We start from the raw sequence: 18,900 nt of genomic DNA, 5'->3' as shown, positions 1-18,900 counted from the left end.
GGTGCGGATCTCCCAAGGCCGGCCCTGTCCGAACGGCAGGACCGCCCGGGGTCATGATCACCGATGCCGAACAGCGTCCCAGTCATTCGTTTTTTAAGCCGCCATGCACCCGAACACAGCCACGGCAGACACCTCCACCGCGCGCCAGCGCGTGCCGGAGGCGTTCGATGCCGGGCTGGCGGAACTCGTCAATGGCCTTGCCGCGCTGCTTTCGGGCCTTGGTCTGTTCCTCATCGTCTTCACGCTGATCCCGTTTCAGGGCGCGGTGACGACGGATCCGAACGCGGCGAACGAAGGCAACATCATCAACCAGGTCGGCTACCTGGTGCTCGGCGCGGTCTATCTCTTCGCCATGCTGCTCACCGTCGACCGGCGGGTGCTCGCCCGCCTCGTCTCTCCGGCCTGGATCGCGATCTTCGCCATCGCCTACCTCTCCTGCCTGCAGTCCTATGACCCGGCCGCCTCCGCCCGCGGCCTGACGCTGAGCCTCGTCGCCATGATCATGGTGGCGGGCGTGCTGGTGCTGCCGAAGAGCGAGAAGGACTTCGTCAACGCCGGCGCCAATGCGATCCTACTTCTGATCCTGATCGACTACGCCGCTCTCTTCGTGGCACCCGACCGCGCCATCCATTCGGCCTTCGGCGACGAGCCCTGGCATGCCGGTTTCTGGCGCGGCCACCTCCTGCACAAGAACGTCTCGGCGCCGGTCTTTTCCATCCTCTGCATGTTCGGCATTTATTGCCTGCGCGCCGGCGCGCCGCTTCGCGGCTGGGCGATCACGCTGCTGGCGGCCAATTTCGTGCTGCACACGGGATCGAAGACGACGATCGGATTCCTGCCGATCGCGATCGGCCTCGTCTTTGCCGGCCGCGCGGTGCGCAGCCCCGGGCTGATGATCCTTGCCCATCTCGCCATGTCAGTGCTGGTCTTCGGCCTGACGCTCGGTACCATCTATTCCGACACGCTGCTTTCGATCACCAAGGGGCTGATCGACGATGCGACCTTCACGGGCCGCGACGACATCTGGAAATTCGCGAGCGCCAGCATCGCCGAGCGCCCCTGGCTCGGCCAGGGCTATGCGAGTTTCTGGCTGTCGCCCGTGATCATGGGCATGGAGGCGAATTTCGAGGCGAGCTGGGACGTGCGCGGCATCGTCACCGGCCACAACAGCTATCTCGACGCGGTGCTGATGTTCGGCCTGCCCGGCGGCATCCTCATGACCACCCTGCTTTTCGTCAAACCGCTCTTCGACTACGCACGGGCCTATCGCCGACCGCAGGGCCGCATCTTCGCCGATTTCTGCGTCATGGTGGTGATCTTCATGACCTACAACGCCATGCTCGAAAGCTTCTTCCTCAATCGCGCCGATCCGATGTGGCTGCTGACGGCACTTGCCGTCTTCGGCCTTGGGCTCGCCGGCCGCATGAGCATGCGCGCCGAACCGGAAGCCTCCCGTCGCTGAACGCTTGCCAAGACATAAAGATATCTTTATATCTTGTTGCAATCTATTCTAGCCGGGAAAAACCGATGACCGCAGCCTCCAATGCCCTCTCCGCTCTCATCGCCGAAAAAGGCGTTCTTCTCGCCGACGGCGCCACCGGCACATCGCTCTTCGCCATGGGCCTCGAAGCAGGCGAAGCGCCGGAACTCTGGAACGAAACGAAGCCGGAGAACATCACCAAGCTGCACCAGGATTTCGTCGACGCCGGCGCCGACATCATCCTCACCAACACCTTTGGCGGCACCCGTCACCGGCTGAAACTGCACCAGGCCGACGACCGCGTGCATGCGCTGAACAAGCGCGCCGCCGAGATCGCCCGTGCGGTTGCCGACAAGGCATCGCGCAAGGTCATCACCGCCGGCTCCGTCGGCCCGACCGGCGAACTGCTGATCCCCCTTGGCGCACTTTCCTATGAAGATGCAGTTACCGCCTTCGTCGAGCAGATCGAGGGGCTGAAGGCGGGCGGCGCCGAAGTCGCCTGGATCGAGACCATGTCCTCGCCGGACGAGATCCGTGCGGCCGCCGAAGCGGCCGCCAAGGTCGGCCTTCCCTACGTCTATACCGGCTCGTTCGATACCGCCGGCAAGACGATGATGGGGCTGCACCCGAAGGATATCCATGGCGTTGCCACCGAGTTCGGCGACGGCCCGGTCGCCGTTGGCGCCAATTGCGGCGTAGGTGCTTCCGACATTCTCTCCTCGCTGCTCGACATGACGGAGGCAGCACCCGAGGCAACGGTGATCGTCAAGGGCAATTGCGGCATCCCGGAATTCCGCGGCTCGGAGATTCACTATTCCGGCACGCCGCCGCTGATGGCCGAATATGTGCGCCTTGCGGCCGATGCCGGCGCCAAGATCATCGGCGGCTGCTGCGGCACCACCTGCGACCACCTCGCCGCCATGCGCGTCGCACTCGACGAACATGTGCGCCGCGAACGCCCGACGCTCGACCTGATCATCGAAAAGATCGGCCCGCTGCGCAACAAGACCGCCAACGAAACGGCGGCCGCGCCTGCCCGCGAGCGCCGCAGCCGCCGCGCCTGATCAAGCCAGGCAAGGCAAATCGACAAGCAAACGCCCCGGCATCGAAAGATCCGGGGCGTTTTCGTTTATGCGTCGATGTGGCGGCTGTCTTAAAGCGCGGCGTTGTCGAAGGCCTTGGCGTCCGTCGCCCGCTCAGCCACGGGCCTGCCCTTCGCCGCCTCGATGAAAGCTCGGTAGAAATCGAAGGCGCGTCCCATCTGGCGGGACCCTTCCTTGGAGAAGTGCCCGAAGTCCTCGAAGAGCGCGACGCCCTTGTCCTCGATCTTGCAGCTGTCGTCGTCGCAGAGATAGTCCATGAAGCTGACGACGGGATACTCGTCGGCGATATCCGCAACCACGTTCAGGACATCGCGGTCATATTCGCGAACGGTCTTTAGCACCGGCTCGCAGTGCCGGTCCGGCAGGCCGAGCAGACGCGCTCTTGCAACGCAGAGCCCGGTATCGCGGCCATCATGCGGCGTCGGCGCGACGAAGACGGGTTCGAAGCCGTTCGAGCGCAGCCAGGCAAAGGTTGCCCGCAGGCCGTCGATGAGAAGCTTCGTCTCGGTCGTCACCTCGCTGCGGCCATCGACCAGCACCTTCTCCTCCTTCAGGTACTGGCTGAGCTGCGAGGACAGAACGACGTAGCGGATCGACCGGTTGGCAAGCAGGAAACGGCGGACCTCTTCGTTGTAGCGGGCGCAATCGTCGGACCAGTCGCGACCGAGCCGCGGCATGATCGGCGACAGGTTCAAAAACGGCCCGCAATTATTCTTGGCAAGCTGCACCAGTCGCACGTCCGGCTTCGACGCGATAATGCCGTCGACGAGGTGCCGGGCGAAGGAATCCCCCCAGACCGCGACCTCGGGTTTCGGGTTAGAGGCGCAGCGCAGGTCGGCGACGGCATCGCATTTCTTGCCGAGGCCGACGCTCGGCTCCGAAAGCTGCGCAAGCTCGCGGTTCCGGGCGGCGAGACCGTCCGAACCGTCGAGCGTGAAGCCGAATGCGATCGCCGCCGATCCGGCAGCGAGCGTGGCGCCAAACACCGCGCGACGGCTGAAGCGGCCCGGCTTGCGAAAGGGCTGCTCGACGAGACGCCAACTGAGATAGGCGAGTACGAAGCAGAGCGCGATCAGGAGCGCGTAGCCTTCGGCCGGAATGTCCTCGATCGACCGCAAGCGCGCGAAGGCAAAGACCGGCTGATGCCAGAGGTAGAGGCTGTAGCTGATGAGCCCGATCGCGACCAGCGGCTTCAGCGACAGCAGCCGGCCGACGACGGTATCGCTGCGACCGAAGGCGAGAACCAGCGCCGTGCCCAGCACCACCGGCACGGTCGTCCAGCCGGGATAGAAGGCCGATTCCACCACGAACAAATAACTCGCGACGATCGCCAGCAGACCGAGGGCTGACAGAAGCTCGCGGCTGCCTTTCGAAAGATCGAGCTTTTCGACGCCGACGAGCGCAAGCAGCGCACCGACGCCGAGTTCCCAGAACCGGCTTGGCAGCAGGTAGAAATTCGCGGCCGGGTCCAGGTTCGCAAAGACCTGGGTCGCCGCAAAACTCAGGAGCACGAGCGCCGCCACCACCCTCAACAGGGTTGCCCGCGAGAAGCGGTGAAGCAGCAAAAGCAGCAGCGGGAAGACCAGATAGAACTGTTCTTCGACCGCCAGCGACCAGGTGTGCAGCAGCGGCAGCAGCGCCGTGCTCGGCGCGAAATAGCCGGTCTGGTCCCAGAAGAAGAAGTTCGAGGCGAACAGGTTCACCGAATAGAGGCTCTTGCCGAAGCTGTTGAGCTCCTCCGGCAGCATCCACATCAGCGCGAAGGGAATAGAGACGGCGCAGACCAGGAGCAGCGCCGGTGCGAGCCGACGGGCACGCCGCTCGTAGAAGTGCACGATGCTGAAGTTCCCGTCGCTGATCTCGCGGTGGATGATCGCGGTGATGAGGTAGCCGCTGATGACGAAGAAGACATCGACGCCGGCAAAGCCGCCAGAGACAAGGCCGAAACCGGCATGGAACAGGAGGACCGGGACGACGGCAAGCGCGCGCAGTCCATCGATTTCGGGTCTATATTGCATCAGCAGAGGAAACACTCGGTGGCGGGGGCCGCTCGTTAACACAATCTTGACAATGGAACCATTGTCGCGCGGTCCGTATCCACATGCGTGCGTTCCAAGGCTCCCGGGGCATACGCCCGGGAGCGGGACCTGCGGGTAACTAGCAGGCCGAAGATGGCGACACTGGGGCTATCGCCGAATATGCCGGCGCCAGGCATCGAGCCCGACCTCGATATCCTTGCGGCCGAAACCGACGCGGAAGCGATCGGTGGCGACCGGCAGCAGATCGGATACAAAGAGGCTCGACGGCAAGAGCAGCACGCCAGCCTCCTCCACCAGCCCCCGGCAATGGCTCTCGACGCCATCGGCACCGAGATAGCGGGCAAAGCCGACGCAGCCCCCGTCAGGTGCCCGCCACTCATAGAGATCCGGGAATTCCGCAAAGAAGGCGCCGAGCCTCTCGAGATTGGCGGCAACGAGCGCCCGGTTGCGATCGAGGATAACGGCACGCCCCTTGAGCGCGATTGTCGCCAGCACTTCCGACGGCCGCGAATTGCAGATCGACAGATAGTGCTTCATCTTCTCCATGCGTTCGAGAAGCGCATGGTCGCGGCAGGCGATCCAGCCGATCCTCAGGCCCGGCAGGCCATAGGCCTTGGACATGACATTCAGCGAGATTCCACGGTCAAAAAGTTCGGCCGCCTGCGGCAGGCGCAGCGAGGCGTCACGCTCCAGCCCGCGATAGACCTCGTCGCTGAAGAGATGAATGCCGCGCTCCGCGCAGAGCTTGGCGAGCGCCGCGAAGGCTTCCTGGTCGGCAATGGCGCCGGTCGGATTGTTGGGGAAATTCACACAGATCAGCTTCGTGTTGGGTTTCAACGCCGCGCGCACGTCGGCGATATCCAGCCGCCAATTGTTTTCGGGGCGAAGCGGCACGCCGGTCACCGCGCCGGCGATCGTCACCGGCAGGGTCTCCATCGACTGGTAGTTCGGCACCGTCACGATCGCGTGGTCGGCCGGCCCGAGCAGCGCCAGCATGGCGCAATAAAGCCCCTCCTCCGCGCCGGCAAAGCAGAGGATATCGGCAGCCGTCAGCCCTTCATAGGTCGCAGCGATCGCTGCCCTCAGCGCCGGTGCGCCATAGGTCTCGGTATAGCCGAGCGTGATGTTGTCCCAGGCGGCGCGGTCCTCCGCGTCGGCAAGCGCCAGAAGATCGCTCATGCTGGTCGTCTGGCTGTCGCTTGCGGTCATATGGTGGCGGGCGCTGAACTCCCAGCGGGAGAAATGGGTTTCGAGCCGGAAATCGGGCAAGGTCGTCATGGATATTTCCTCCTCTCGCGGCTGAGGCGCACGCGAACGGTTATGGGTCAGGCAAATCCGAAGAGCCGCGAAGCGGTCTCTGTCCGAAATATTGCGCGCAGCAATCAGGGCGCCTCGCCGCGGGCCGCAGCGAGATAGTTGTAGATCGACGCGCGCGAGGCGCCGATGAGGCTGGCAAGGTGATCGACCGCGTTGCGCGTCTGGAAGAGACCGCGTTCGTCGAGCGCTGCCACCAGCGCCACGCGATCGCCGCGCTTGAGCGCCGAGAGCGCCAGCCCCCGCTCCTTCAGCCAGCCATGCAGGGTCGCGTTGATCTCCTCGCGCCAGTCGCGCGAAAACAGCGCCTGCGGCTTCGGCTGCTCGGCGCCGGCGAAAGCCGAGAGCAGCTTCACCGCCTGATCGATCATCGACATGTCGAGATTGATGCAAAGCAGGCCGACCGCGTCGCCCGTCCCGTCGCGCAGAACGGCTGAGATCGACTTGAAGCGCCGGCCATCCGCACCGGTCTTCTCATAGGGCCCGAGCACCGCTTCAGTGCTGCCGAGGGCTGAAAATTCCTCTTCGATCAGCGAATCTTCGCCGACCGCGCGACCGGAGAAACAGTTCCAGATCCCCGCGATCGTACCGGTTCGGAGATCATGCAGCACAACCTCCCCATGCGGATAAAGAAGCGCGCTGATCGCAGCCGCCGTCGGCGCGTGCGTTGCAAGGATCGAGGTGAAGGCGGGTGCTATGGTCATGGCTCGCATATGCCCATAGTTGGATTAATTGTCAATATTGGACTATATGTTCAATATCTGCATATTCGCCACCGCTTGCGCACCCGTGACCGCTGGCCTATCCCCGATGAAAGAGAGATTCGCTGCTTTGCAGCGGTTCAACGTGCCACACCGCGCCTTTGCGTCCCGCAGAACGCACCGCGCGGCCGCAGACGGGAGACAGTGACATGAACGCCGGCCCAGCCTCCTTTCCCGACCGGGACACGGTCGCCGAAAAATTCGGGAGTTTCAGCGAAGCCGACCAGTCCTTCCTGCGCCTGCTGATGGAAAACCCCGAGCAGGACGAGCGCCTGATGGACGGCCTCTACCGCCACCTCGACATCGCCTCGGAGGCGAAGTTCCTGAATTCGCTGAAACTCGAAAAGCTCGGCCAGTGGCTCGGCAGCCATGCACCGGCGCGGCTGCAAATGCGCCTGATGGAAGCCGGCCGCTCCAGCCAGCATGCGGCCTACCAGGCGTTCAAGGCGGGCCTGTCGAAGGCGGGTGGGCTGGAACGCGCCTTTCCGAAGGCTTGAGGCGACAGGGGATCGACGCTCGCGCGTGACGGGTGCCCCCTCACTGTCCTGCCGGACATCTCTCCCCGCAGGCGGGGAGAGAGCCGCTAGGCGCACCCTCCGGTGCCAGGCCTCAACGTCAGCGACAATCTCAGCCTTCACGATGGGCGAAACGGTTGCCACTTGTTCGCCTCTCCCCGTCATAACGGGGAGAGGTGCCGGCAGGCGGATGAGGGGCAAACCCTGACCACGCGCGGATGAGGGGCATCCTCACCGCGTAGATGAGGGGCACCCCCTCACCGCGCGGATGAGGGCTGCCCCCCGTCGACATCACTTGCCGGAACCGCCGAGCCCCTTGGAGAGCCGCACCAGATTGACGAATTCGCTGCGATAGCCGAACGGATCGGCGCCCTTGGCGGCTGCGGCGAGATCGATGACTGCGTCATAGGAATAGTCGCCGAGCGCCGTCACGCCTGCAAGCTTCTGCCCGAAGGCCGCCACTGCCACCGAGAAGCGCACGTCATTGGACGCCTCGGCGAGCGACGGCACCGCATTCGACTCGGTCACCGGCGTGGTGATCAACTCGCTCTTGTCGCCGTCCGGCTTCTTGTAGCGGATCTTCAGGAAGGCAAGTTCGCCGCTGTTCGGGCTTGCCTCTGCCACCGACTTTTCCGCCTCTGCATAGCGCAGGTCGTCGTTGAGCACCGCCGGGCTGCCCTTCGGCGTCACCTCGTAGATCGCCGTCACGCTGTGACCGGAACCGATGTCGCCGGCGTCCACCTTGTCGTTGTTGAAGTCCTCGCGCTTCAAGGCGCGTGTCTCGTAGCCGATCAGCCGGTATTCGGCGATCGCGGCCGGATTGAACTCCACCTGCAGCTTGACGTCCTTGGCGATCGGGAAGAGCGAGGACCCCGCCTCCTCCACCAGCGTCTTCTGCGCCTCGGCCAGAGTATCGATATAGGCGGCCGTGCCGTTGCCGTTCTGGGCGATCGTCTGCATCAGCGCGTCGTTATAATTGCCGCGGCCGAAGCCGAGCACGGAGAGGAAGATGCCGCTCTTGCGCTTCTCCTCGATCAGCCGCTTCAGGTCCTCGTCGCTCGACGGGCCGACATTGAAGTCACCATCCGTCGCCAGCATGATGCGGTTGACCCCGCCCTTGACGAAGGCCTTCTCGGCAAGCCCGTAGGCCGCGTCGATCCCTTCCGCACCGGCGGTCGAGCCGCCGGGCTGCAAGGTGTCAATCGCCTGGAGGATCTTCGCCTTGTCCTTGACCGATGTCGGCTCCAGTACTGTTCCGGCGTTGCCGGCATAGGTGACGATCGAGACCGTATCCTCGGGCTTCAGCTTCTCGACCAGCAGCCGGAAAGCGCCTTTCAAGAGCGGCAGCTTGTCGGGCTCGTCCATCGAGCCCGATACGTCGATCAGGAAGACGAGGTTCGCCTTCGGCGCTTCCGCCGGCACGACGTCGTAACCCTTGATCGCCACATGCATCAGCCGCGTGCCACCATTCCACGGCGTCGGCGTCAGCGTCACCGTCGCCTTGAAGGGTTCGGCAGCGCTTGCCGGCCTCGGCCAGTCATAGGGAAAGTAGTTGACCATCTCCTCGACCCGCACGGCGTCGCGCTCGGGCATCTGCCCTTCCATCAACGAACGGCGCACGAAAGCATAGGATGCCGTGTCGACGTCGACCGAGAAGGTCGAGACCGGATCGGTCGCAACGCTCTTCACCGGATTGCTGTCGGCCTTGCCGAAGCGCTCGCGGTTTTCCACGGGTGCCGGCTGCATCTCATCCTGAATCGTGGGCGCTGGCAGGTATGTCATCTGCGGCTGCGCACCGCCGACGGCCGAGAGCGGAGCGACGCTGTCGCGCGCAACACTGTTGGCCATCGCATCGGCCTGCGCGGCAGGAGCCGCAGCCTCGCTCTCGGCCTCTACGGTCGCGGGCACCTCCACGGTTTTCGCTTCCTGCTGGCGCGCGCGTTCGTCGGCGGCCGCCTTCCTGGCGGCGACCTGGGGCTCCGGCTTTTGCCGCGCCTCTTCCTTGGTGAGTTCACCCTTCAGCGCAACCTCCTGCGCCCGCTCGCCGAAGGGCGCACCGTCGCGCGTGAGTTCAAACGTCAGGAAAGCGGCGGCGGGCACGACGAAAAGGGTTGCCAGTGCCGATCCTGCAAGCAGTTTCCGGTTCATGATGGGGCTCCATATCCGGTTGAAGATGGAGCTTTGACGAACCGGCCGAACCGATCCTTGGGTGGCATTCGAATTTTCTTGCGGCTCGTCGAAGGCCTGCATGGCCAAGGCGAGCGCACGGGCGCGCGCTTCCGCAGAAGCCTTCGGCGGGTTCATCCGGCCAAGCTTTTCGAAATCGTCGCTCATGGTCACACTGCCTCCTTGCCGAGCAATGTCTTCAGGCGCTTGCGCGCTTCATGCACATGCCAGGATATGGTTGCCTCCGAACAGCCAAGCACGTCGGCGGCCGCCGCATGGCTCAAGCCTTCGGCATAAACGAGCAGCACCGCATCGCACTGCTTTTCCGGCAGTTCCCGGACCGCGGCCCAGAGCGCCTCGCGCTGCTCTTCGTCGGGATCCTGAGGGGGCGCTGCCGTCGCCTGCTCGCTGGCATAGGCCTGCAGGCGGCTGTTATCGCGTACCTGCCGCCGCCTATGGTCGCGCGCGGCGTTCAACGTCAGCGTATAGAGCCAGGTGCGAAACCGGCTGGTGCCGCGAAAGCCGCGAATGGCGGCACCCAGCCTCAGGCAGACATCCTGGGCGATGTCCTCTGCGTCAGAGACGTTTCCGGACCATCGCCAGGCGACCGCATGGACAAAATCATAGTGTCGCTCGACCAGCTGGCCAAAAGCCTGTCGGTCTCCATCCACCGCCTTTTCGACGAGTTCAGCGTCCAAATCCGTGCCCGCCCTCACCTCATTTGAACCTTAGACGTTGCAGGCTGCCCGTTCCTTGGGTGGGCGGCACATTTTTTTCGGGGGAGGAGGAAAAGTGTGCGGTTTTCCGCCCGAATCCCGCGCCCAAGGAAAGTCAGCGTGGAAATTTTCCGACGACGGCGATGATCGGCCCCATCGGAAACAGCCGATCGTGGCGGTTGATATCAGGCGCATAGACGCTCGAAATCGTGCCGTCGAGGAAGAGCGCATTGGGGCAATCCAATGTATCGCGAAACAGCGTCGCGAAATCGTGGAACCGCACCGGCCGCTTCGAGACGACGAAAACCACCTCGCCCTCGGCCGTCACGCCGACGCCGTTGCGGGTCTTGTAACTGGTGCTGTCGGGCAGGAAGCGCGGATGCAGCTTGCCGTCGATGACCAGCATCGGCCCGGATTGCGTGGCAAATCGCGGCGTGAGCCTGGCGTCGCGATAGGCGTCCGCCGCCATTACCCCCGCTTTGCCGTCGTCGACATAAAACACCCCGTTCGGCAAAAGGTGGAAATTGCCCCAGCCGGAATTGGTGTTGAGCGGCGCCTGCTCGCGCCCCTCCTCGATATGCAGGCCGACCGGCGACAGATCGTCGTGATACATGCCGCCGTTCATGGCGAAGCTCATGTATTCTTCGCGATGGCGCAGTTCGAGCGACAGCGCCCGGAAGGAGCGGAAGGGCACGCCCGCCTGGTCCTTGTTGTAGAGGCGGATATCGGTTGTCGCCGGATCGAAGCTGCAGGCGACATAGTCCTGGCCAAGATGGCTGACATCGCGGCAGGCGGCGAGCGCAGGCCCGGCAAGACCGGCCGAAAGAACGGCACCGACGAGAAAGGGTTTTGGAAAAAGCGGCATGGCGAAAGGTCCAATCGAATCAGCCGCCAAGCATGCCTGAGATTGCGGCTTATTCTGGCGCGGGCACAGGCGAAATTATACGCTTGGCGACTAGCCGCCGACGATCGCCGCCATGGTGGTGACGAGACCGGCGATGCCGGCGAGACTTGCAAGGCCGAAGATCGCGCAAAGGCAGGCAAAGCCGCCGACGCCTGCAAGCAGATAGGATTTGGGATCGCGGTTCAGCACATCCTGCGACAGCGACAAAAGCAGCCGCTTCTCTCTGAGCGTCGTTGCCACCTTCACCGCATGGCGCCTCGCTTCTTTCTGGACCTCGCCGTAATTGTTGCCGATCGCCCAGAACGTGAGGAACAGGCCGAGCGCGCTGACGGTCAGCGCAAATTTTCTGAGGATGTCGATGGCATCGGGCAGAAGATCGCCGGTGAGAACCGAGCGGTCCACCAGCGCATCGAAGCCGGCAATGCAGGCGGTGATGACGGCCGCATGGCCGGCGCCGATCGCCAGCAGGCGCTTGAAAGCGTCCCCCAAAACCTGGCTGTTGGCCGCGTGAATACTGTCAAGCCGAGATATCTGCGCTTGCACGTCCTCGCGCGACAGGTGCGGAGGATAGTTGCTCACGGATACGACTGGGCTACCTCTCATACGATGGACTCCAACGCCACGCCGTCCAGATCGTTATAAATTCGATAATATTACCTTTCCACGACACCTCCAATTTTAGTCATTTTGGAGATTTGCACCATCTTTGCGCGCCAGAGTGGAGACCGGCGCTCACACTTCAAGCGCAGACATATGGAAGCGCAACTGCTCGGGCGGGTAGCGATATTGGCTCCCGACGGGACAGGCAGCGCGCGACAGACAGCCATTCGCAAGGCAGCCCGCCCTGCCCGCGTCCGTGCGCAGGTGGCCGCGACAACGCCCGACATCGAAGCGTTCCCCTGCAAGCGCCGACGCCGGACAGCCCGAGATGCACGGCTTTTCGAGACAGTGGTCGCAAGGGTGGCTGGCGCTCGCTTCACCTGTCTCGCCAAGCGGGATACCGAAAGCAAGTGCGCCGCGGTAACCGTGCCACAGGCCGAAACGCGAATGGATGAGAATGCCCAGCGGCGACGGTTTCAGGCCTTCGGCCCTCATCGCCCACTGCTGGAACGGCTGCCACGGGGGATCCGACGGAAAGAAGGCGGTCGCCCCCTGCTCGCCGGCGACCGGATTGATGACGGCCTTCGACCAATTGTCGAGCGGATCGGCGCCGCCGCCATCCGACCGGGCTTGCCGCCACGCGCTGAACGGCTGCCACAGCGAACCGCCGATATTGCCAATCAGCACCACGCTTGCCGCCAGGCGGCCATCGACGAGCAGCGGTGCGACCTCACCGGAGGCGAAATTCACGGTTCCGCGCAAAAAAAGACCGTGCGGCGCCAGCGCCGCACGGATCGTTTCGATTGTCTTGTCCGCTGTCGCGGAGGGCGCCGTCATTTCGGTTTCGGCCCCTGGTGTTCGTAATGCGGGCGCCAGACCTCCTTCTGGATCATGTCGGCCACCTGCGCCGCGCCGCCTTGCTCCCTGGCTCGCTCGGGACCCTTTCAGGTGAAAGCGTCCGGCATCGAGTCCTTGCGGCTGGCGATGAACGCCTTCAGCTTTTCGTCGATCTCGGGATCGAGGTAAGGCGCCTCGTAATGCTCCAGCCAACTGCGGCAAAGCGCATTGGCGCGCTGCTCGATGCGCTTTTCGCCTTCCACCTCCCACTGTTCGAAGGAATTGTTGTCGGCAAGCGGCGAACGGTAGAAGGCCGTCTGGAAGTTGGCCTGGGTGTGGGCGCAGCCGAGATAGTGGCTGCCCGGGCCGACTTCGCGGATCGCGTCGAGCGCCTGGGCGTTTTCCGAGAGGTCAACGCCTTCGGCCATCTTCTGCATCATGCCGAGCTGGTCCTGGTCGATCATGAACTTCTCGTAGGACGAGATCAGACCGCCTTCGAGCCAGCCTGCCGCATGCAGCACGAAATTGGTGCCGGCAAGAAGCGTCATGTTCAGCGTATTGGCCGATTCGTGCGCTGCCTGGGCGTCCGGAACCTTGGAGCCGCAGAGCGAGCCGCCGGTGCGGAAGGGAAGCTTCAGGCGACGGGCGAGCTGGGCGGCACCGTAGGAGACCAGCGACGGCTCCGGCGTACCGAAGGTCGGCGCGCCCGACTGCATCGAGATCGAGGCGGCGAAGGTGCCGAACAGCACCGGCGCGCCCTTGCGGATCAGCTGGGTGAAGGAGGCGCCGGCGAGAACTTCGGCGAGAATCTGCGTCAGCGTGCCGGCAACCGTCACCGGGCTCATGGCGCCCGACAGGATGAAGGGCGAGAGCACGCAGGCCTGGTTATGGCGCGCATAGACCTTCAGCGCCCCCACCATCGTCTCGTCGAAGACCATCGGCGAGTTGGCGTTGATGAGGTTCAGCGTAACGCAGTTGTTTTCGACGAAGTCGTCGCCGAAGACGATCTTCGCCATGGCGATCGTGTCTTCCGCCCGCTCCGGCGCCGTCACCGAGCCCATGAAGGGTTTGTCGGAATATTTGATATGGCTGTAGACCATATCGAGGTGGCGCTTGTTGACGGGGATGTCGACCGGCTCGCAGACCGTGCCGCCGGACGAGTGCATCGACGGCGCCATATAGGCGAGCTTCACGAAGTTGCGGAAATCCTCGATCGTCGCATAGCGGCGGTTGCCTTCCAGATCGCGCACGAAGGGCGGGCCGTAGACCGGCGCGAAGATCGTCGCCTTGCCGCCGACCTGGGCGCTGCGCTCCGGGTTGCGGGCATGCCAGGTGAATTCGGAGGGTGCCGTTTTCAGAAGCTCGCGGCAGAGACCCTTGGGGAAATGCACGCGCTGGCCGCGCACGTCGGCGCCGGCCTGCTTCCAGAGTTCGAGCGCCTCGGCGTCGTCACGGAACTCGATGCCGATTTCCTCGAGGATCGTATCGGCATTGCGCTCGATCAGCTGCAGGCCTTCCTCGTCGAGCACCTCGTATTCGCGAATCTTGCGCTGGATATAGGGCAAAGACGGCCCCGGGCCGCCGCCGGTGCGCGATGCGCGCCTTGCTGCTGCTCCCCGTCCCTCGCCGCGTGCGCGGCGACCGCCGCCTTCAACCGCGCCCTGATCTGTCACGTCGCTCATTCGCTTTTCCTCTCCCGCGCATCACTTTTTGCGCCTTCAAGCATCATTTGACCTTAATGCTACCAAGCATCGGGGGCCTTGCGGGTCTCAATGCGCCAAGGCATGGCGCAACTCGAACACTGCCGAGCGGCGACAAGGGGGCGCAAAAACCGCGTGGCGCGAATATATTGTTTTTGTTAAGAATATACAGGCGGCAAAAGAAGCCGCCCTCCCGTCGCTTTTTGTCATATGCGACGTCGCTTTCGAAAACAGATTTTTAGACATCGACCGCTATGGATTGATGGACGCGTCCGAAAATTTCGCGCGACCGTGCCAGGAACCGAGGAACCCCAATATGGCAGACGATGAAATCATTCTCGAGGACCTTTCCGACGAAGAACTCGTGCAGCAGATGCACGACGACCTCTATGACGGCCTGAAGGAGGAAATCGAGGACGGGACCAACATCCTGCTCAAGCGCGGCTGGACGCCTTACGACGTCCTGACCCAGGCGCTGGTCGAAGGCATGCGCATCGTCGGCATCGACTTCCGCGATGGCATCCTGTTCGTGCCGGAAGTGCTGCTCTCGGCCAACGCCATGAAGGCCGGCATGACCATCCTGCGCCCGCTTCTCGCCGAAACCGGCGCGCCGAAGCTCGGCAAGATGGTGATCGGCACCGTCAAGGGCGACATTCACGACATCGGCAAGAACCTCGTCGGCATGATGATGGAAGGTGCGGGCTTCGACGTCGTCGACCTCGGCATCAACAACCCGGTCGAAAACTATCTCGAAGCGATCGAGCGCGAGCAGCCGGATATTCTCGGCATGTCCGCGCTTCTGACCACCACCATGCCCTACATGAAGGTCGTCATCGACACGCTCAAGGAAAAGGGCCTGCGCGACGACTACGTCGTTCTCGTCGGCGGTGCGCCGCTGAACGAGGAATTCGGCAAGGCCGTCGGTGCCGATGCCTATTGCCGCGATGCGGCGATTGCGGTCGAAACCGCCAAGGACTTCATGAAGCGCAAGCACAACCGCCTGGCCGGCTGAGCTTTGGACAGTCCGAAATGACAAAGCCGGCCGCGTGGGTGAAATCCGCGGCCGGCTTTCCTATGTCTGGCGAGCGTGCCTGGCAGGTTTGCCGGGTTAGTTGACGGAGTTTGCCACCTTCTTGCCGGCCGACTGTGTCGCGTTGACCGTGTTTGCGGTATCCTGTCCGATCCCGCGGATGGTGTTGCCGCAGGCGGTAAGCGTCGAAAGGGCGACGAGAACGGCGCCGACGGTTGCAAGGGTCTTTACTGTCATGGTCAGGGTCCTTCCCGCTGATAGCCACATGGAATCAAGATGGAAAAAGTATCGCCCGCAATAGAACGTGCACAACCGGAAAAAGTTCACGTGATCGGTTGCGGCGCCATCGCCCGCGAAATCCTGGCGATCTGCGAGGCGAACGGGCTTGGCCATATCGACCTCAACTGTCTGCCCGCCATCTGGCACAACACGCCCGACAAGATCACCCCGGGAATTCGCGACGCCATTGCCAAGGCCCGCGCCGAAGGCTTCGAGCGCATCTTCGTCGCCTATGCCGACTGCGGCACCGGCGGCCAGCTCGACCGACTTCTGGAGGAGGAAAAGGTCGAGCGTATCCCCGGTCCGCACTGTTACTCCTTCTTTGCCGGCAACGATGATTTCGCCCGCCGTTGGGACGACGACCTCACCGCCTTCTTCCTCACCGACTTTCTCGCCCGCCAGTTCGAGGCCTTCGTCATCGAACCGCTCGGCCTCAACCGGCACCCGGAGCTCCGGGACATGTATTTCGGCCACTACCGCAAGCTCGTCTATCTCTCGCAGCAGGAGGATGAAGGCTTGCAGGAGAAGGCGAGGAAGGCCGCCGAGCGGCTCGGGCTCGAATACGAATATCGCTTTACCGGTTACGGCGATCTGACGGGGTCGCTGCTGACGGCGTGAATTAGCGACATCATCAAGCTGAAATCGCAGACCCGAAACAGAGACTTTACGTCGAATCCAATATAGGGTACCCCCCTATATAATATTGGAGGCATCGACATGGGCAATCACGACCGCGACCATCATCACCACCACGGACACCACGGGCATTCGCATGACGACGCGCGCGTGCTCGCGGCCAGCCATGATCACGTCTTCCTCGGCGGCAATCACGAGCGCAACGAGCGGCGGACCTGGATTGTCATCGCGGTGACCGCAACGATGATGGTGATCGAGATCGCAGCAGGTCAGATCTTCGGCTCGATGGCGCTGGTTGCCGATGGCTGGCACATGTCGACCCATGCGGCCGCGATGCTGATCGCAGCGCTTGCCTATCTCTATGCACGCAAGCATTCGAACAATCGCCGCTTTACCTTCGGCACGGGAAAGCTCGGGGACCTCGCCGGCTTTTCGAGCGCCATCGTGCTGGCCCTGATCGCGCTTCTGATCGGCTGGGAGAGCCTGCGCCGCCTCCACGCTCCGGTGACGATCGATTTCAGCGAGGCGATCCTCGTCGCTGTTGCCGGCCTCATCGTCAATCTCGTCTGCGCCTGGCTCTTGAAGGACGATCACGGCCATCATCACCACGATCATCACCGCCACCACCATGGGCACCATGGTGGGCAGGATCGTAACCTGCGCGCCGCCTATCTACACGTGCTTGCCGACGCGCTGACCTCGGTCCTCGCCATCGTCGCCCTTGGTCTCGGCGCAATCTATGGCTGGCTGTGGCTCGATCCCGCCATGGGCATCGTCGGCGCACTTGTCATTGCGCGCTGGTCCTTCGGCCTCATTCGCGATACAGGCGCGACATTGCTCGACTATATCCCCGATGGCGAAGACCTGCCGGACGAGATCGGCGAGATCGTCGCCAGGGAAGACGCCGAGATCGTCGATCTGCACGTCTGGCAACTCGGGCCCGGCCACCACGGTGCAATCGTCTCGCTCGTCGCCGACAACCCGCGGGCACCGTCCTATTATCGCGAAAAGCTTGCCGCCATTCACGATTTGTCGCATGTGACCGTGGAGGTGGAACCACGGGCCGCATAGCGGCGGCGCCCGAAACCGGAGTTTGCGATGACCCATACCATCCGCGAGAAGCAGAAGCTCATCAACAGGGTACGGCGCCTGCGCGGCCAGATGGAGGCGGTCGAGCGGATGCTGGAGGAGGAGAAGGGCTGCGCCGAGGTCATGCAGGTGATCGCCGGCATACGCGGCGCGGTCAACGGGCTGATGGCGGAAGTGGTCGAAGACCATATCCACATGCATGTCGCCGCAGCCGAGCTGTCGCAGAAGGACCGGGAGGAAGCGGCGGCCGAACTGGTGGATGTGGTGCGCGCCTACCTGAAATAGCGTCGCTGCCGCGCACTTTGCCAAGGTCACCGTTGCCGCCGAGAACCATGCTGTGCTCGGCGATGGCGACCGGTCATGCTTTCTGCCAGCTCACAGATTGACCGCGAAGTCCTGCCGGCCGCACGCTTCCGGCGGCAACTGATCGTCGGTGATCACGTTCCGTCAGAGGCCGACGATCCGGCTTCCGCCCGGGCCCCCTCATTGCCAGCAGGTCCCCTCCTTCGCCGTCTGAACTCTCAATTTGAAACCATGTTCGCGCCAGCCCGTTTAGCTGGCGTGACTCATCCCTGACGCTTCCTCAGCCGCCTGACAATTGGCCGTCTTTGCGCCAAGCACGGAGCCAGAACGCGGGAGCGTCCCATGACCAAGAATTTTACGCACGACAAAAAGAGACTGCTTCATGGCTGGGATGCGGTCTACGATCTCGAAGAATTCATTCTGGCCTATCACTTGGCACCGCTGGCAGCGCGCGACATCTTCGCAAAAGTCGGCCCGCGCAGGCTCGATCTGGCGCATGCGACGGATGCGCAAAGCACAGCGACGGGCGACGGGCGACGAAGCGAAACGCGCGCTCGGCCAAAACAACCTCCCGGTGCTTGAGTGAAGTTCGTTGCGCTGGCGCGACAACGCGTGCAGGGTGCTTTATCGACGGCGATTGAAGCGGGCGCCGTCGCCTACGGGCCTTCGTGCCTGGGCCCCAACCAAAGGAGGACGCAATGTCTTCCAGCAATCCAGAACATTATCTTCACTCCGACGACCTCAGCCTTCTGGTCGAGGTACTCGCCGCTGCCGGCTACTACGGAACGACCACGACGGCAGACCCGGGCGGACGGCTTGCCGCCACGCGCTTCCTGATTGCGGCACTTGAAAGCGGCGTCGACAGCCACGCCACTCCGGAGGCGGCGCTGGCCGAGCCGGGCACTGCCGCGGAGTTTCCGAGGGCCCCTTCCCGTCCGGCGCCTTATGAGCAATTCAGACAGGCTGCAGTTGATCGAAAGACCGGCAGCGTGCCCCGCTGAGCCACCATCGTGGGTTTCCAGCCCACCCATCTAACCCCTATCTTCCGGCGGCCGGGGCGGAAGCTGGATCGTGCCCCTGCGTATGCGGTCTTTGAGATTGAGAATATCGAGAAGATCATCCGCTTCGTCGCGCGGCAAGTTGGACATCAGATAACCGTCAACAACAACCGGTTGCCCGGTGAAGACATCGACAACCGCCCAAACATTGTTGGCTTCGACCTTGAGACCGTACCTTAGTGTTGTCATCAGCCCAGTCCGTAATCGGGGTTTACCGCCTGCCCTTGCTCAGCCACATGCGGCATGGCGGGGCGATCGCTCGCATTGCCCTGAGGTGGCCTGAAGGCCCAGACAAGAAAAACCGACAGGGCGACCAGAAACAGTGAGAAGACCAAACGGGAGGACATCGCGCCTCTCCTTCATCGAATGA

At 63.3% G+C, this 18,900-nt stretch carries 21 protein-coding genes; 9 read left to right on the top strand and 12 right to left on the bottom strand.

Going from position 1 to position 18,900, the window contains the following annotated elements; all coding sequences use genetic code 11:
* Window positions 1–103: 103 nt before the first annotated feature.
* The gene (locus ASD01_RS02980; protein ID WP_034788241.1) at window positions 104–1,462 is read left to right on the top strand and encodes an O-antigen ligase family protein; all 1,359 of its coding nucleotides are present in this window, start codon (window positions 104–106) and stop codon (window positions 1,460–1,462) included.
* Window positions 1,463–1,527: 65 nt separating this feature from the next.
* Window positions 1,528–2,544 carry a betaine--homocysteine S-methyltransferase gene (gene bmt / locus ASD01_RS02975; protein WP_034788237.1) on the top strand — a complete coding sequence of 339 codons (1,017 nt, stop codon included), beginning with the start codon at window positions 1,528–1,530 and terminating at the stop codon, window positions 2,542–2,544.
* 89 nt (window positions 2,545–2,633) lie between these two features.
* On the opposite strand, the gene ASD01_RS02970 is transcribed toward bmt, so the two are convergent.
* The 3 genes from ASD01_RS02970 to ASD01_RS02960 all read right to left on the bottom strand — a co-directional run bounded on the left by ASD01_RS02970 (window position 2,634) and on the right by ASD01_RS02960 (window position 6,640).
* Window positions 2,634–4,601 carry an acyltransferase family protein gene (locus ASD01_RS02970; protein ID WP_034788236.1) on the bottom strand — a complete coding sequence of 656 codons (1,968 nt, stop codon included), beginning with the start codon at window positions 4,599–4,601 and terminating at the stop codon, window positions 2,634–2,636.
* Window positions 4,602–4,769: 168 nt separating this feature from the next.
* Window positions 4,770–5,900 carry an aminotransferase class I/II-fold pyridoxal phosphate-dependent enzyme gene (locus ASD01_RS02965; protein WP_034788233.1) on the bottom strand — a complete coding sequence of 377 codons (1,131 nt, stop codon included), beginning with the start codon at window positions 5,898–5,900 and terminating at the stop codon, window positions 4,770–4,772.
* Between the two features lie 104 nt (window positions 5,901–6,004).
* On the bottom strand, window positions 6,005–6,640 hold the full coding sequence (locus tag ASD01_RS02960) for a helix-turn-helix transcriptional regulator (protein WP_034788230.1): 636 nt from the start codon (window positions 6,638–6,640) through the stop codon (window positions 6,005–6,007).
* Between the two features lie 206 nt (window positions 6,641–6,846).
* Here ASD01_RS02960 and ASD01_RS02955 point away from each other — a divergent pair, with 206 nt between their 5' ends.
* A complete protein-coding gene (locus ASD01_RS02955) occupies window positions 6,847–7,194 on the top strand; it encodes a hypothetical protein (protein WP_034788228.1) in 348 nt (115 codons plus the stop codon).
* Between the two features lie 309 nt (window positions 7,195–7,503).
* Here ASD01_RS02955 and ASD01_RS02950 read toward each other — a convergent pair whose 3' ends face one another.
* The 6 genes from ASD01_RS02950 to ASD01_RS02925 form a co-directional block, all read right to left on the bottom strand.
* Window positions 7,504–9,546 carry a vWA domain-containing protein gene (locus ASD01_RS02950; RefSeq protein WP_210339005.1) on the bottom strand — a complete coding sequence of 681 codons (2,043 nt, stop codon included), beginning with the start codon at window positions 9,544–9,546 and terminating at the stop codon, window positions 7,504–7,506.
* Between the two features lie 2 nt (window positions 9,547–9,548).
* Window positions 9,549–10,076, bottom strand: coding sequence for an RNA polymerase sigma factor (locus tag ASD01_RS02945; RefSeq protein ID WP_034788223.1), 528 nt, complete (start codon window positions 10,074–10,076; stop codon window positions 9,549–9,551).
* A 133-nt stretch (window positions 10,077–10,209) separates the two neighbouring features.
* Window positions 10,210–10,959 carry a phosphodiester glycosidase family protein gene (locus tag ASD01_RS02940; protein WP_034788220.1) on the bottom strand — a complete coding sequence of 250 codons (750 nt, stop codon included), beginning with the start codon at window positions 10,957–10,959 and terminating at the stop codon, window positions 10,210–10,212.
* A gap of 90 nt (window positions 10,960–11,049) precedes the next feature.
* Entirely contained in the window at window positions 11,050–11,601 is a 552-nt protein-coding gene (locus tag ASD01_RS02935; protein WP_134886575.1) for a hypothetical protein, read from the bottom strand.
* 129 nt (window positions 11,602–11,730) lie between these two features.
* Entirely contained in the window at window positions 11,731–12,435 is a 705-nt protein-coding gene (locus tag ASD01_RS02930; protein ID WP_034788214.1) for a 4Fe-4S dicluster domain-containing protein, read from the bottom strand.
* Window positions 12,436–12,542: 107 nt separating this feature from the next.
* Window positions 12,543–14,117, bottom strand: coding sequence for a trimethylamine methyltransferase family protein (locus ASD01_RS02925; RefSeq protein WP_034788211.1), 1,575 nt, complete (start codon window positions 14,115–14,117; stop codon window positions 12,543–12,545).
* Between the two features lie 334 nt (window positions 14,118–14,451).
* Between ASD01_RS02925 and ASD01_RS02920 the strand changes: the two genes are divergently transcribed.
* On the top strand, window positions 14,452–15,147 hold the full coding sequence (locus tag ASD01_RS02920; protein ID WP_034788208.1) for a corrinoid protein: 696 nt from the start codon (window positions 14,452–14,454) through the stop codon (window positions 15,145–15,147).
* Window positions 15,148–15,243: 96 nt separating this feature from the next.
* Here ASD01_RS02920 and ASD01_RS02915 read toward each other — a convergent pair whose 3' ends face one another.
* A complete protein-coding gene (locus ASD01_RS02915; RefSeq protein WP_034788206.1) occupies window positions 15,244–15,402 on the bottom strand; it encodes an entericidin domain-containing protein in 159 nt (52 codons plus the stop codon).
* A gap of 39 nt (window positions 15,403–15,441) precedes the next feature.
* Here ASD01_RS02915 and ASD01_RS02910 point away from each other — a divergent pair, with 39 nt between their 5' ends.
* The 5 genes from ASD01_RS02910 (at window position 15,442) to ASD01_RS02890 (ending at window position 18,473) form a co-directional block, all read left to right on the top strand.
* Window positions 15,442–16,062 carry a DUF1638 domain-containing protein gene (locus tag ASD01_RS02910; protein ID WP_034788203.1) on the top strand — a complete coding sequence of 207 codons (621 nt, stop codon included), beginning with the start codon at window positions 15,442–15,444 and terminating at the stop codon, window positions 16,060–16,062.
* 99 nt (window positions 16,063–16,161) lie between these two features.
* The gene (dmeF, locus tag ASD01_RS02905; RefSeq protein WP_082572759.1) at window positions 16,162–17,151 is read left to right on the top strand and encodes a CDF family Co(II)/Ni(II) efflux transporter DmeF; all 990 of its coding nucleotides are present in this window, start codon (window positions 16,162–16,164) and stop codon (window positions 17,149–17,151) included.
* A gap of 27 nt (window positions 17,152–17,178) precedes the next feature.
* Window positions 17,179–17,454: a metal/formaldehyde-sensitive transcriptional repressor gene (locus tag ASD01_RS02900; RefSeq protein ID WP_034788200.1), complete on the top strand. Its 276-nt coding sequence runs from the start codon at window positions 17,179–17,181 to the stop codon at window positions 17,452–17,454.
* A gap of 360 nt (window positions 17,455–17,814) precedes the next feature.
* Complete coding sequence (locus tag ASD01_RS02895; protein ID WP_034788197.1) at window positions 17,815–18,054, top strand: hypothetical protein; 240 nt, start codon at window positions 17,815–17,817, stop codon at window positions 18,052–18,054.
* Window positions 18,055–18,170: 116 nt separating this feature from the next.
* Complete coding sequence (locus tag ASD01_RS02890; protein ID WP_034788544.1) at window positions 18,171–18,473, top strand: hypothetical protein; 303 nt, start codon at window positions 18,171–18,173, stop codon at window positions 18,471–18,473.
* Window positions 18,474–18,503: 30 nt separating this feature from the next.
* Here the strand turns inward: ASD01_RS02890 and ASD01_RS02885 are convergent, their stop codons facing one another.
* Both ASD01_RS02885 and ASD01_RS35290 read right to left on the bottom strand, forming a co-directional pair.
* Window positions 18,504–18,719, bottom strand: a complete 216-nt coding sequence (locus ASD01_RS02885; RefSeq protein WP_034788194.1) for a hypothetical protein — start codon at window positions 18,717–18,719, stop codon at window positions 18,504–18,506.
* The gene (locus ASD01_RS35290) at window positions 18,719–18,877 is read right to left on the bottom strand and encodes a hypothetical protein (RefSeq protein ID WP_156400735.1); all 159 of its coding nucleotides are present in this window, start codon (window positions 18,875–18,877) and stop codon (window positions 18,719–18,721) included. Before ASD01_RS35290 ends, ASD01_RS02885 begins: the two co-directional genes overlap by 1 nt.
* Window positions 18,878–18,900: the final 23 nt, after the last annotated feature.

It is taken from the genome of Ensifer sp. Root423 (assembly GCF_001426275.1).
GTDB classification, from domain to species: Bacteria; Pseudomonadota; Alphaproteobacteria; order Rhizobiales; family Rhizobiaceae; genus Ensifer; species Ensifer adhaerens.
The sequence above is the reverse complement of the archived record's forward strand: the minus strand, read 5'-3'. Positions and strand labels throughout refer to the sequence as shown.